The 13,391-nt window shown below is 71.0% G+C and carries 10 protein-coding genes; 3 read left to right on the top strand and 7 right to left on the bottom strand.

The window, feature by feature from the left end; genetic code table 11:
• The first annotated feature begins 25 nt into the window (after positions 1-25).
• Entirely contained in the window at positions 26-1,948 is a 1,923-nt protein-coding gene (locus ACLQ2T_RS17610) for a trypsin-like peptidase domain-containing protein (protein ID WP_425767440.1), read from the top strand.
• Between the two features lie 49 nt (positions 1,949-1,997).
• Here ACLQ2T_RS17610 and ACLQ2T_RS17605 read toward each other — a convergent pair whose 3' ends face one another.
• The 7 genes from ACLQ2T_RS17605 to ACLQ2T_RS17575 all read right to left on the bottom strand — a co-directional run bounded on the left by ACLQ2T_RS17605 (position 1,998) and on the right by ACLQ2T_RS17575 (position 11,593).
• On the bottom strand, positions 1,998-4,082 hold the full coding sequence (locus ACLQ2T_RS17605) for an acyltransferase family protein (RefSeq protein ID WP_425767439.1): 2,085 nt from the start codon (positions 4,080-4,082) through the stop codon (positions 1,998-2,000).
• A complete protein-coding gene (locus tag ACLQ2T_RS17600) occupies positions 4,072-5,373 on the bottom strand; it encodes an O-antigen ligase family protein (protein WP_425767438.1) in 1,302 nt (433 codons plus the stop codon). Before ACLQ2T_RS17600 ends, ACLQ2T_RS17605 begins: the two co-directional genes overlap by 11 nt.
• 1 nt (position 5,374) lies before the next feature.
• Positions 5,375-6,721, bottom strand: a complete 1,347-nt coding sequence (locus tag ACLQ2T_RS17595; RefSeq protein ID WP_425767437.1) for a lipopolysaccharide biosynthesis protein — start codon at positions 6,719-6,721, stop codon at positions 5,375-5,377.
• Positions 6,718-7,782 (bottom strand): glycosyltransferase, encoded by a 1,065-nt coding sequence (locus tag ACLQ2T_RS17590; protein WP_425767436.1) that lies wholly within the window; start codon positions 7,780-7,782, stop codon positions 6,718-6,720. Before ACLQ2T_RS17590 ends, ACLQ2T_RS17595 begins: the two co-directional genes overlap by 4 nt.
• The gene (locus ACLQ2T_RS17585) at positions 7,782-8,744 is read right to left on the bottom strand and encodes a glycosyltransferase (protein WP_425767435.1); all 963 of its coding nucleotides are present in this window, start codon (positions 8,742-8,744) and stop codon (positions 7,782-7,784) included. Before ACLQ2T_RS17585 ends, ACLQ2T_RS17590 begins: the two co-directional genes overlap by 1 nt.
• A 118-nt stretch (positions 8,745-8,862) precedes the next feature.
• Positions 8,863-10,410: a sugar transferase gene (locus ACLQ2T_RS17580; RefSeq protein WP_425767434.1), complete on the bottom strand. Its 1,548-nt coding sequence runs from the start codon at positions 10,408-10,410 to the stop codon at positions 8,863-8,865.
• Between the two features lie 115 nt (positions 10,411-10,525).
• Positions 10,526-11,593, bottom strand: coding sequence for an LCP family protein (locus tag ACLQ2T_RS17575; RefSeq protein WP_425767433.1), 1,068 nt, complete (start codon positions 11,591-11,593; stop codon positions 10,526-10,528).
• 115 nt (positions 11,594-11,708) lie between these two features.
• Between ACLQ2T_RS17575 and ACLQ2T_RS17570 the strand changes: the two genes are divergently transcribed.
• Positions 11,709-12,542 carry an O-methyltransferase gene (locus ACLQ2T_RS17570; protein ID WP_425767432.1) on the top strand — a complete coding sequence of 278 codons (834 nt, stop codon included), beginning with the start codon at positions 11,709-11,711 and terminating at the stop codon, positions 12,540-12,542.
• Positions 12,543-12,546: 4 nt separating this feature from the next.
• Complete coding sequence (locus ACLQ2T_RS17565) at positions 12,547-13,365, top strand: MOSC domain-containing protein (protein ID WP_425767431.1); 819 nt, start codon at positions 12,547-12,549, stop codon at positions 13,363-13,365.
• Positions 13,366-13,391: the final 26 nt, after the last annotated feature.

Raw genomic sequence — 13,391 nt, 5'->3', positions numbered from 1 at the left:
ACGGCGGTTGAGCAGAGGAGTTGCCATGCAGCCGGAAGGCCCCTACCGGTACACCCATCTGCTGGGGGGTTCACCGGTCGGCAAGGCATGGGCAGCCCTCGATCAGCAGGGCCGGTTCGTGACCGTGGCGGTGCTGGACGCCACTGTGGCCGCCGCCCCGGGCTGGCGGGAGGCCTTCGCCGGGATCGTCAACAACCTGGCCCAGGCGCCCGCCGGAACCCCCTTCGTGTACGCCGACTTCGCGGCGGCCGCCCCATGGGTCGCGTACGGCCCGGAGGCCGGCCCGGCAGCGGAGAAGCTGTTCCGGGCGCTCGGCGTGGAGTACCGACCCGTACCCACCGCGGCCCCGCCGATGGCGTCCCCACCCGTCTCCGGCCCACCCCAGCCCGTCTCCGGGATGCCGCAACCGGTATCGGGGATGCCGCAACCGGTATCGGGGATGCCCCAGCCGGTGTCGGGCATGCCCCAGCCGGTGTCGGGCATGCCGCAACCGGTTTCCGGGATGCCGCAGTCGGTTTCCGGGGCGGCGCAGTCGGCGGGGCCGGTACCCGCCCAGCCGGTCTACCCGGATCCGGTCTCGGGCACCCCGGCCTCGCCCGGCTTCGGCCCGGCCTCGGTCGATCCGCTGCAGCATGACCCGTTCAGCTCGCCGGCCCGGCGGATCCAACCCTCCACCGCGCCGAAAAAGCAGGGTGGCCTGTGGGTGGCGATCGCCGCGCTGCTGCTGGTCGCCGCCGTCGGTGGGGGCGCCGGCATCTGGGCCATCGCGGCCGGTGACGGTCAGACCTCACCGGTGGTCACCGCACCAACCGCGGCCCCGCCCGCACCGGGGCTCAAGCCCTGGGCGGAGGCCGCGCCGCGCAGCCCGCAGGAGCACGCCCTGGCCAAGGTGGCACCGGCGATGGTCTTCCTGGAGGCCATCTACACCGGGTACGTCCGCAACAAGCAGGACGGTGCCCTGCTGCACCCCGATCCCTTCACCTTCAGCCGCCGCTGCACCGGGATCGTGGTCAACCACGACGGGCATCTGCTCACCAACGGGCAGTGCGTCGCGCCCACCTCGGAGATCCTGCTCGAACACGCGCTCGGCTCGCTGGCCGACACCCTCGTGGCGGGGGGCACCCTCAAGGCCGGGGAGGTCGGCGGCTACGTCAAGGGTCGACTGGCCAGCAGTGCCTTCACCGGCCCCGAGCGGGACACCGACCCGGCGGTCGTGCTGCACGGTCAGATGAACGTGGCCAAGGGTGACCTCAAGGCCAGCCCGGCGATCCCCGGCACGGTGGTCAAGGTGCTCCCCCTGGAGGAGGGCAACCTGGCGCTGGTCAAGCTCGACCAGGCCAACCTGCCCACCGCCGAACTGAACACCTCCGCCACGATCGCCCCGGGAACGACACTGAATGTCCTCGGCTACGCCACCACCGATGCGGAGTACCGCTCCGCCACCTACACGGTGAGCACCAAGGCCGCCGAGGTGACCGAAGTGGACCCGGAGACCTCGTTCTACCGGGTCAGCGAGGACGTCGGCGCCTACTCCCGGGGCGGGATCGCGATCGACCCGCAGGGCCAGGTGGTCGGGATGCTGGACAACGACCTGTTGGCCCCCAAGCGACCGAACCGACTCGTGGTACCGGTGCCCCGGCTGACCGGGTTGCTCGACTCCGCCGGGGTCGAGAACAAACTCGGCGAGACGGACGCGCTCTACCGCAGCGCCCTCGACGCGTACTTCACCGGCGACGAGGGGAAGGCCGCCGCACAGTTCGCCCAGGTCGCCGAGCAGGCACCCGCGAACGCCCTGGCCCTGGCGTACCGCGACACGGCGGTCGCCTTCGGCGGTAACCCGGAACCGGACCGGCCCGCCTGGGCGGTGCCGGTGCTCGTCGGCGCCGGTGTCGCCCTGATGGCCGGGCTCGGTGTGCTGCTCTGGTCTCGGCTACGCCGGACCAGGTAGTCGCCGGTAGCTGCCGGCCGGTCAGGGGCCGGCCGACTGGCGTGTCGGTTCAGTCCGAGGGGCTGCGGAGGACCGGTGCCAGGGCCTCGTCGAACATCGGGGCCAGCTTGCGGGCGTACTCGGCCGTGACATGGTTGCCGTCGCGGCGGACGATGACCCCACCGACGAAGATCGGGCATTGTCCGGCCTGGCAGAACCAGTCCGTGGTGGCCACGTGCCAGGCCCGCTTACCACTCCAGACCCGCCCGTCCACCTCGGCGTAGGAGCGGTACTCGTCGTCGAGCCGGGAGACGCAGTCCTGCGGGCTGGAGAAGCGGGTGATGCAGCTTTTCGGGTCCGGGCCCAGGGGCGGGGGTTGCAGGGCGACGATCTTCCCGGCGGTGGCCAGCCAGTTCTCCCGGGCGGTGCGGGCGGCCCGCTCCCATTCCGCCAGCGCCGACCGGCCGCCGGTGTCGGTGAACCGCTGACGGTAGGCGTTGCTCACGATCACCAGGTCCGGCCGGTGCTCCTCGATGATGCGCCGGACGGTCTGCTGGTGACCCGGGCAGGACCGGGTGATGGCGTTGATCGGCGAGGTCGTGCCCGAGGCCAGGAAAGGACAGCCGGCATAGGTCAGGTCCCGCACCGCCCAGCCCTGGGGCTCCAGGACCCCGCGTACCAACGGCAGCCAGGCGGTGGCGATGGAGTCCCCGACGACCACGGCCAGCCGGGTGGGGCGGGGTGTCCCGACGACACAGTCGTTGCCGTCCGGGATCGCCGGCCGGCAACCCTGTCCGTGCCCCTGAGTGAAGCCCCGGCGGCCCAGTTCACCGGGGGCCGGGGTCAACACCGGCCAGTCCTTCGCCGCCAGCGCCGTACCGATCTGGGCGCTCAGGTCGCTCTGCGAGGTGACCGCCGCCGTCTCGGCCGGGGCCTGCGGCGGCGGGATCAGCACCGCCACCGTGGCCGCGACCACCGTGGTGGCCACCGCCGCCACGGTGGCGTACCGGCTGATCCGGGCGATTCTGCTCTCCGGCGGCCTCCCCGGCCCGCGGGGCTCCAACCAGGAGGATCGGCGGATCGGATCCTCCACCAGGTGGTAGCTGAGCATCGAGAGCAGCACCGTACCGACCAGGGTGAGCACCACTACGGTGGGTCCACTGTCGGGCAACGCCGCGCCGAGCAGGATCAGCAGCGGGAAGTGCCACAGGTAGAGCGAGTACGAGATGTCGCCGAGGTACCGGACGGCCCGGTTGGTCAGGGGCAGCATCAGGTGCTGTCCGCCGACCCCTCCGGCGATGACCAGGGCGGTCGAGATCACCGCCAGGAAGGCACCGGGAACCGGGAAGGGTGACTGGGCGGTGATGGCCAGCACCGAGACCAGCAGACCGATCAGACCCGCCCACTGGTACGCCGGACGGGCCGGAGCCGGTATCCGGGCCAGCAGGGGTGCCGCCAGGGCGAGCAGGGCACCCACACCCAGCTCCCAGGCCCGGGAGAAGGTCGAGAAGTAGGCGACCGTGGGGCGATGGCCGACCTCCCAGAGGGCGAACAGGATCGACCCCGCCACGACCACACCGAGGACCAGCCCCACCGCCCATCGGGCGCTGCCGCCGTACCGGCCCCGACGGGCGGCGAGACTCAGCACGACCACCAGTAGCACCGGCCAGACCAGATAGAACTGCTCCTCGACGGCGAGGGACCAGTAGTGCTGCAACGGGGAGACCGGGCCGTCGGTCTGCCAGTAGTCCGTGCCGGTGAAGGCGAACCGCCAGTTGGCGCCGAACAGGGCGGCCCACAGGGTGTCCCAGGCCGTCGATCGCGCCCGATCCCCGAGGAAGAGCAGCGAGGAGGCCAGGTAGGTGATCACCAGCACCAGGATCGCCAGCGGCAGGATGCGTCGGGCCCGGCGGCGGTAGAAGTCCGCGAAGGAGATCCGGCCCCGCCGGTCGTACTCGTTGAGCAGCAGGCCGGTGATCAGGAAGCCGGAGATGACGAAGAAGACGTCGACCCCGACGAATCCGCCCGCCGGCCAGCCGAGGACGTGGTCGAGGATGACCACCACGACGGCGAAGGCGCGCAGGCCCTGGATGTCCGGGCGGAACCCGAGACCCGGGGGCGGTGGTCGCCGGACGGTGGCACGGTCAACCGGCATCGTGAGGGAGCCTGACGACATCACCGGTGGTCACCGAGGTGTCCGCCGGGTTGCCATCGGTCGATCCTAGCGTGCACCCGGTCACCACCAGCAGAGCGAAGATCCAGGTCAACCCGTCGGCCGAGAGGGGGTTCCAGACCACCTCGGTGAAGGAGTAGATCATGAACAGGGCCACCGGCGCCTTGGCGGAGAAGGCCCGGCCGTCGACCACCGGTGCCCGCAGCAGGGTGGCGATCAGCAGGCCCCACAGGGTCAACGCGATGAACCCGCCGGAGAAGATGGCCAGCACGTAGCCGGAGTGGAAGAAATGGTGCGGGGCCTCGCCCTGGTCCCGCAGGAGATACCACTTCGAGACGCCGACCCCGGTGGCCTCCGAACCCGCGATGTACTCCCGGGCATGGATCCAGATGTTGCCCCGGTTGCTCAGGGTGTTCTTCGAGGCGCTCCAGGTCAGATAGGTCGCCGTAGCCACCGCCCCGATGACCAGGGACACGCAGAGGGCGAAATTGATCTGCTGGTACGGCCGACGCCACTGGAGCAGCATGGCCCCGAGCACCCAGCAGGCCACCGCGGCCAACGCCAGGTAACTGGTCCGGGAGCCGGTCGCCACGATGACCAGCAGACCGAAGGCCACCACCGCCCACCGTTGCGCCCCACGCAGCGCGCAGACCGCGGCCACCAGGGTGAAGGAGGTGATCAGGGCGATGTAGTTCTCGGAATCGTAGAAGCTCTTGAACAGCCCACCCGCCAGCGAACACTTCTCCAGTTGCCCGCCGGTGCAGGCCCGCCAGGCCTGTCCGTAGAAGGCGGTCGGGATGGTCAGCAGGGACAGCACGGCCAGCCCGGTGTAGGCCATCGCGGCCAGGCTCATCGGGGCGCCGGCCCCCAGCAACCACACCGCCACCAGCAGCAGACCCGCGGCGGCGTACGCCGGCATCCGGGACCCGTACACCCCTTCGCCGGTGAGCAGGTCGACCCCGACGCACCAGAGGAGCAGGGCAGCGGCCAGGCACAGGCAGATCCGACGCCAGATGTCCGCAGGACCGGCCAGACCACCACGGCGTACGAAGAACAACCAGGCGACCAGGGCGAACACCAGCAGGCCGATGAGCGCGGAGGAGTTGTCTCCGGCGAGCACCGGCGCGGCGTTGGCCAGGACGGCGAATCCGATCAGCCCGATCGCGATCTTCCCACCGCCGAAGGCGGCGGCCACCGTTCGGCGCTGGTGGATCAGCCACCCGGCTACCGCGACACCACCCGCAGTCAGCAGGACACCGAAGAGTGTGGTCACCTCAGACCCTTTCCATGGAACGTGGCTGTGCGGGTGCGTCGCCCGGGTCGCGGCGGACGGCGGCGGCCAGGCTTCCCCAGAGCAGTGCGGCCAGCAGCGCGTCGCAGAACAGACTGGAGGCGATGGCCCCCTGCCAACCGTAGGTCGGGATGAGCCACAGGTTGAGTAGCACGTTGAGCACCCCGACGCCGATCTGGCAGACCGTCCGGCGCCCCTGCATCCGGGCACCGGAGAGCGCGTCGGCGGCCAGGTAGTGCAGCGACTTGAGCACCAGCAGGACGCTGAGCCCCTGCAAGGCCGGAATGGCCGCCTCGAAGTCGGCCCCGAACACCAGCGGCATCATCCAGGCGAACGCCACCAGCAGCAGGCTCACCGGCACACTGAAGGCCAGGAAGCGCGGCAGCAGGCCACGGGCCATCCGCATGGCCTGGCGTGGACCGTGCCGTCCCGCCTCGAAGAACCGGGGGTAGGCGATCGCGCTCATCGACCGGGCCGGGGTGTACGCGAGGTCGACCACCCGGTAGGCCGCGGCGTAGATGGCGGCGCCCTCCGGGGTGCCGAGCCGGGACAACATCACCTTGTCGACGTCGTTGTAGATCGACTGGGCCGCCAGCCCCACGGCGAAGAGCATCCCGGTACGGGCCTGCCGGACCGCGCCCCGGAGACTGACTCCGCCCCGGCCGCCACCGAGCAGGCCACCGGCGATCACGGGCAGGCAGACCAGGGTGGACAGCACCGCCGAGGTCACCGCCCAGTCGTGCAGGGTGACCGGCCCCTCCCCGGCGGCCAGCACGACCGCACCGGCCAACCGGCAGAGGTGCAGCAGGGCGGGGATCAACGCGGCGAGCATGATCCGACCACGGACCTGGATGGACGCCGCCACTGCCTCGATGAGTCGCCAGGCGACCAGGTCGGCGAAGGCCAGACAGAGCAGGTCGACCAGCGGGACGTCGGCGCCCCAGATGGCCAGGCCGGCGGCGGTCACCAGGACGGTGGCGGCGGTGCCGAAGATGGTGGAGAGGAACAGCCCGCGGACGAGGTGCCGGAGCCAGTCGCCCGGGGCGTCCGCGTAGTTCTGCATGATCAGGCTGGGTGCGCCCGCCGACGCGAAGGGGGAGATCACCGCGATCAGGGCGGTGACACCGACGAACAGTCCGTAGGTGCTGAGCGGCATCTCCCGCGCCAGCAGCACGAACAACGCCCCCTGGGCGAGGGTACGCAGCAGGGTGCCGGCGAAGAACTTGCCGGACTTGCGGAGGAAGCCGTCACCTCGCCCGACACCGGCCGACGAGCCGCCAGCCAGCTGCTCGGCCACCCGCCGTTCGGGGCCGTCGGGGACCGCCGTCATGTCAACGCCTCCACCCACCGGGCGCTGACCGTGGCCGGGGCCAGTTCGGTGCAGCGGGCGTGCCAGGCCTTCTCGAAGTCCGCCACACCGGGGCGTCCCTCGCCGGTCAGGGCCACGATCGCCTGGGCCAGGGCCGCCGGGGAGGTGTCCGTCGCCAGGGTGCCCGGCACGAAGGTCGGGATCATCTCGTCCAGGGCGGGGACCGGCAGGGCGGCCACCGGCAGGCCGGCTTCGGCGGCCTCCACGAGACTGAAACCGAAGGTCTCGGCGCGGGAGGGATGCACCAGCACGTCGGACTCCGCCAGCAGCCGCGCCACCCCGGGCACCCGGCCCAGGAAGGTCACCCGGTCGGTGAGCCCCAGCTGGCGGGTCCGCTCGTGCAGCAGGTCCCGCTCCTCGCCGTCCCCGGCCAGGGTCAGGTGATGGTTCGGCGGCAGCAGGGCCAGCGCCTCCAGCGCGCCGGAGTGGTTCTTGTAGGGGCGGAAGGCCGCCGTGGTGAGCAGTCTGATCCGCTGCCGGTCGGCCACCGGACGCGGGGCTACGAAGGCCCTGGGCGGCATCGGGTTGGTGATCGTCACCACCGGCTGGCCGGGGGCGAGCTGCCGGACGGTGCGGGCCACCCCCTCGGAGACGGCGACGACCAGGCCGGGGCGCAGCCCGCGGACCCGGGCCAGCCGGGCCAGGGTGCGGACCCGGCGGTCGATGCGTAGCCGCTCCGGCAGCAGCGAGTGCTCCCAGGCGACGTAATCGCGACCGGTGCCGGCCAGGGCGGTACCGACCGGCACGCTGCCCCACAGCCCGCTGGCCACGATCCGTACCTCCGCTGGCAGCCGGTGCAGTCGGCGTCGCAGCGGCGGCACCGCCTCCGCCAGCCGGGTGATCCGGGTGCCCAGCCCCAGGGTGTCGACGGCCAGGTCACTCAGGGTAGGGGGAACCTTCCCGGACAGCACCGTCGCGGAGACCTCGACCCCCTGGTCGTGCAGACCCCGCAGGAGCAGCGCCGCGGCCAGTTCCATGCCGTACAGCGGATCCAGTTGGGGGAGTACGAAGTGCAGCCGCATCAGCGGCCCCCGCCCGTGGGCAGGGCACCGTTGTCACCGGTGCTGCGGGAGCCGCGCATCGCCACCCGCTCAAGGGCCGACCGGGGCACCAGCCCCAGGGCCGCGAGGACGGCGTTGCGGGCCGAGGGGGCCCGGTTGCGGCGGATGGCGCGCACCATCTCGCGTACCCCCTCGCGGTCGCGGGCCTGCACGGCGTACCGCAGGGTCTGGGCGGCGATGAAGTCGGAGAAGGTCTCCGGGGCCCACACCCCCTCCCAGCGTCGGGCCCAGTCCCAGGAGGTACGCCAGTCGGCGCCGGCCGAGATCGATCCCGGGCTGCCGACGGTGTAGACGGCGGTGGCCTCCTCGATCTGCACGATCTTCGCCCGCGGGAGCCGCGCCGCCCGCACCAGCCAGTCCCAGTCCTGGTGCCGGGGCAGGGACTCGTCCCACGGGCACTGGCGGGCCAGTTCGGCCGTGGTCAACAGGGTCGAGGTGGGCAGGGACTGCCGACCCACCCCGAGGTGCCGTCGCCGGAAGAGGTAGTCCTCCGGCAGGGTGCCGTCGGTGATCAGGGTGGTCGGTACGGGGGTCGGCAGCGCGGCGCCCCCCGCCTTGCGTTGCAGGGTGCGGGAGGAGACCACCGGCAGCCAGCCCTGGCCGGCCAGGCGTTCCAGGACGGGCAGTTGAGCGGCGAGTTTGCCGGGCAGCCAGGCGTCGTCGTCGTCCAGGAAGGCGATGTGGCTGCCCGGGGCGGCATGGCGTACCCCCAGGTTGCGGGCGAAGGAGCCGCGCCGTCCCCCGCCGGTGCAGACGATCTCGTCGATCTGGTCCCGCAGTCCGGCGACGCCGGGCGGCACCTCGGCCAGGTCACACACGACGACCACGTGTACGGAGACGCCCTGCTGGTCGCGGGCGGTGGCGACCGCCTCCGCGAGGCTGGGCCGGCCCGTGGTCGGGATGACTACCGAAACATCCGGCATCGGTTACTCCAAGCAGTTCGGCTGAGGGTCCCCCGGGCGAGCCGGCGGTGCGGGGGAACGGCGGTGAGGGCGGGACCGGACCACGGTCCGCCCCGGTGACGGACCTGACGCAGGTCGCTCAGCGACCACCACCACGGAACACCTCGGCCACGGTCCGCAGGAGCACCTTGGCGTCCAACCACAGTGACCAGTTCTCGATGTAGTAGTTGTCGAATCGGGCCCGATCGGAGATCGGGGTGTCTCCGCGTAGGCCGCTGACCTGGGCCAGCCCGGTGAGCCCGACCGGCACCCGGTGCCGCCTGGCGTAGCTCGGGTACTCGGCGGAGAACTTCTCGACGAAGTACGGCCGCTCGGGGCGGGGGCCGACCACACTCATGTCGCCCCGCAGGATGTTCCAGAGTTGGGGCAGCTCGTCCAGGGAGGTCCGGCGCAGGAACCGACCGATGGGCGACACCCGCCGGTCGTGCGCGATGGACCAGTTGGTCTGGGACTCGTGCTCGTTGACCGGGCGCATGGTGCGGAACTTGATGATGTCGAAGGGCTTGCCGTGTCGGCCGATGCGTTCCTGCCGGAAGAAGATGCCCCGGCCTCCGTCGAGGAAGGTGAGCCCCGCGCAGAGCAGCAGGAGCGGGCTGAGCAGCAGCAGGGCCACCGCGGCGAAGACCACGTCGGAGGCGCGCTTGAGGGCCCAGTGCGGCCCGGACAGGGTGGTGTCGCCGACCTTGACGATCGGAATGGCGCCGATGTGGTCGCCGTGCGACCTGGAGCCCCAGAGCCTGGGGGCGGCCCACAGGTCGCAGGTGGCGACCTTCGGCTGGCGGAGGATCTCCATCAGCACCACTTCGGGGCACTCCGGGTCGGCGATGATCAGCACGTCGCACTCGCTCAGCCGGACCAGGTATTCGAGCTGGTCCAGGGTGCCGATCAGGGGGGTGGTGGCCGAGGCCGTCGGCGGGGGAGTGTCCACGTGCCCGACGAACCGCAGCCCGTACCGGGGATAGCGGCGCAGGAGCCGGGCCAGTTCCACTGCGGTCGGACCGCTGCCGATGATGATGGCGTTGTGTTCCACCCACCGTTGCCGCCGGGCCAGGGTGGCGATCTCCCGGGTCAGCAGGCGACCGGCGAGCACCAGGATCGCGGCGATGGCCAGGCCGCGGATGAACTCGATCAGGTATTCCGCGGAGTCGTGGCGCAGGGCGGCGATGATGACCACGATCGCGGAGGAGGCCAGTAGTCGGCCGCAGAGGCTGGGCAGCTCATCGAGGATGCTCACGTGCCGGCGAGCCTGATAGAGCCCGCCGGCGGCGAAGACGGCTACCGTCAGGACCGTCATGACCAGGGTGCCGCGCCAGTACCGATGATCCAGCAGCAGGGGGGAGAGCAGCGCGGCCACATCGACCGGCGCGGTCAACATCCAGGCGCGCAGCCCTCGGGTACGGCTGGAGGTGCGGGAACCGGGGTAGGGCAGGACCGCGGTGGCGTCCAGACCCGGGCGGGTGTCCTCGGCGCCGGTCGGGGTCGACTCCGCCCCGGCTGGGGTCCGCGGGTTCGGAGGTTCGGCCTCCTCCTCGGACTCCGCTGCCCGGGAACGCTGTGCCGGAACCGATGCCTCACCCTCGTCGGGCATGTTGGTGGCCGGGTAACCCATGACAGGTTGCCTCGACATGTGTGGATCCTCCCCCGTGGAGTGACATCCAGCGACGCTGCTAAAGCCACCGGAGCGAACGCAGGATACGGTGGCCCTGGCGACAGCCGCCAGAGCCATCGGGACAATTCATGCCCTACTTTCCTGCGCTGAGCACTTCCTTGACCGCGTCCCGGCGAAGGGCGTCGTAGAACTTCGAGGCCTTCTCCGGGTCGTCGAAGACGACACTCTCGCTGCCCACCCGGCCGGTGCCCTTGGTCGGATTGGTCATGAAGGTCAGGTCGTTGCCGCGCAGGCTGCGCAGTTCCATCGCCGTGTCCACCAGAGACATCTTTTTGTCGACTGATACGGCATTCGAGGTGGCTCGGACGAAGGAATTGAGCTTGGTGGGATTTGTCAGAATTCCGCCGGAGGCGGCTTTGTCCAGAATCGCCTTGATGACCTGCTGCTGATGTTTGATCCGGGTGAAGTCGCCGTCGGCGAACTGCTTGCGTTGCCGCGAGAAGTCCAATGCGGTGGCCCCGTCCATCTTCTGCCTGCCCCGCTCGAAGGTACGGAAGGGGGGATGGATCGAGGTGAACCGCTTCTCCGAGTTGATCTCGATGCCGCCGAGAGCGTCGATGATCTCGGTGAACCCGGCGAAGTCCACCATCAGCACATGGTCGATCCGGATCTTGGTGTACTGCTCCACGGTCTGCACCATCAGGGGCAGGCCACCCCAGGCGTACGCCGCGTTGATCTTCGCCTCGCGGCCCCCGCGGCCCTCCTTGGTGCGGGGGATCGCCACCCAGGTGTCCCGGGGTATCGAGACGAGCTGCGCGCCGGAGCGGTCCTTCGACACATGCGCCAGGATGATGGTGTCCGCCCGCGAACCGCCGGTGCTCTCCGGATCCCGCGAGTCACTGCCGAGGATCAGCATGTTCAGCGCGCCCTTGGCGACGACCTCCGGTCGGGTCTCCTCGGGTATGCCCTCGAAAGCGTCGAAGCGCTCGATGTCGGACTCGACCGACCTGAGATAGAAACCGGCGGCTACCGCGCCGCCCGCCCCGATCAACGCCAACACCAACACGCTGATCAGCGTGATCCGCAGCCACCGTCGGCGTGGTCTTCCCGCCGGGGCCGCCGTTGTCTCCGACCCGTCGGTGTCCCCCGCCGGCAGTGTCTGCTCCGGAACGGTCGCCCCGGCCTGCTCTCCACTCGACATGGGCGCGATGCTACTGAACCCCACCCACGAGCAGGTTCCCGGCGGGCCGGGAACCGACCAGATCAACCTGCATCGTGTTTCCCCAATGTTTCGGTCCGTCTGATACAACCCACGGGTGGACGCCGTCAAGCTGCGTCGGGCCATCGCCCGCACCCGCCTAGCCCCCGTCGCCGCCTTCCCCAAGCGGCTGGCAGCGGTGGCCCGCCATGACGTCAAGGTGCTGCGCATCTCGGCCCGATGGCTGCTTGCCTCCCGCGAACACCACAACTACACCTACGAGCTGACCAAGCTCAGCCGCAGCCACCTGGCCTGGTTCGTCAGCGTGGTGTGTGACCTGCCGGTGGCGCAGGTCCGCGGCTATCTGGACGAGATCGAGTCGGACGACGCGCTGCGCCGGCACATCGCCTCGGCCACCGGCAGCGCCGCCCGCCGGGGCCTGGCCGACAAGCAGGTCCGCTACGCCCGGCGCATCGGGTGGTACGCCATCGTGCGGGCCCGCCGACCCGGCCACATCGTGGAGACCGGTGTCGACAAGGGGCTGGGCAGCTGCGTACTGGCCGCCGCCCTGTTGCGCAACGCCGCCGAGGGCCACCCCGGCCGGGTCAGCTCAATCGACATCAACCCCGAGGCCGGTTACCTGGCCCGGACGGCCCCCTGGTCCGAGGTGATCGACCTGGTCATCGGTGACTCGGTCGAGTCGATAGCCGCCCTGGACCGGCCGGTCGACCTGTTCCTGCACGACAGCGACCACAGCCGAGCGTACGAGAAACGTGAGTTCGAGGCCGTCGAGCCGAAGCTGGCACCCGGGGCGATGCTGCTCACCGACAACGTCACCCACACCAACGTGCTGGCCCGGCACGCCGAGCGCACCGGCCGCAAGTTCCTCGCCTACCGGGAGACCCCGGCGAACCACTGGTACCCCGGGGACGGCATCGGCGTGGCATGGTGACCGGGTGCGGATCAGTGAGATCAACACCTATCCGGTCAAGGGTTGTCGCGGCCTGAACCACTCCGAGGCCGAGGTACGACCGTGGGGGCTGGACGGCGACCGGCGGTGGATGCTCGTCGACCCCGAGGGGGTCGGCATCACCCAGCGGGACACCACCGCCCTGGTCCGGGTACACGCCCACCCCGACGTCGGTGGCCTGTGGCTACGCGCCGCCGACCGACCCGACCTGTGGGTACCGGACCCGGCCGAGGGCGGCGCGGTCCAGGTGCGTACCTTCCGCCGCCGGGCACTGCGGGTGCCGGCCCTGCCCGCCGGGCCGGCCGCGGACACCTGGCTCAGCCACCTGCTCGACCGGCCGGTGCGCCTGGTCTGGCTGGCCGAGCCGGCCCGGCACATCGAGGCGGGCCGCAAGAAGCACGACCCGGGCGATCAGGTCAGCTTCGCCGACGCGTACCCCGTCCTGCTGACCAGCACCGCCTCACTGGCCGCCCTCGGTGACTGGCTCACCGAGGCCGGTGCGGACCCGGTCCCGATGAGCCGGTTCCGGCCCAACCTGGTGGTCGAGGGGGCGCCCGCCTGGGCCGAGGACGACTGGGAAGGGCGCAGGATGCGCATCGGCGGGGTGGCATTCCGGGCCGCCGGGCCCTCGGCCCGCTGCCTGGTCACCACCACGGACCAACAGACCGGGGTACGCGGCCGGGAGCCGCTGCGCACCCTGGCCCGGCACCGCAATGTCGACCGGCAGCTGCTGTTCGGGCTGAACCTCGTACCGCTGGAGTCCGGTCGGGTACGCCTCGGCGACCCCGTCTTAGCTTTGGCTTAGGTCGCTTGTCCGGCTCGACCCTCGTC

The organism is Micromonospora sp. DT229 (genome assembly GCF_049844505.1).
GTDB lineage: Bacteria > Actinomycetota > Actinomycetes > Mycobacteriales > Micromonosporaceae > Micromonospora.
Note: the sequence above shows the minus strand (reverse complement) of the source record. Positions and strands in the feature narration are given on the sequence as shown.

Bases quoted from the DNA above. Each gene is read 5' to 3' on its own strand.
- ACLQ2T_RS17585 (WP_425767435.1), bottom strand. From the start codon at position 8,744: ATGCCGGATGTTTCGGTAGTCATCCCGACCACGGGCCGGCCCAGCCTC.
- ACLQ2T_RS17595 (WP_425767437.1), bottom strand. From the start codon at position 6,721: ATGACGGCGGTCCCCGACGGCCCCGAACGGCGGGTGGCCGAGCAGCTG.
- ACLQ2T_RS17580 (WP_425767434.1), bottom strand. From the start codon at position 10,410: ATGTCGAGGCAACCTGTCATGGGTTACCCGGCCACCAACATGCCCGAC.
- ACLQ2T_RS17605 (WP_425767439.1), bottom strand. From the start codon at position 4,082: ATGCCGGTTGACCGTGCCACCGTCCGGCGACCACCGCCCCCGGGTCTC.
- ACLQ2T_RS17610 (WP_425767440.1), top strand. From the start codon at position 26: ATGCAGCCGGAAGGCCCCTACCGGTACACCCATCTGCTGGGGGGTTCA.
- ACLQ2T_RS17575 (WP_425767433.1), bottom strand. From the start codon at position 11,593: ATGTCGAGTGGAGAGCAGGCCGGGGCGACCGTTCCGGAGCAGACACTG.
- ACLQ2T_RS17590 (WP_425767436.1), bottom strand. From the start codon at position 7,782: ATGCGGCTGCACTTCGTACTCCCCCAACTGGATCCGCTGTACGGCATG.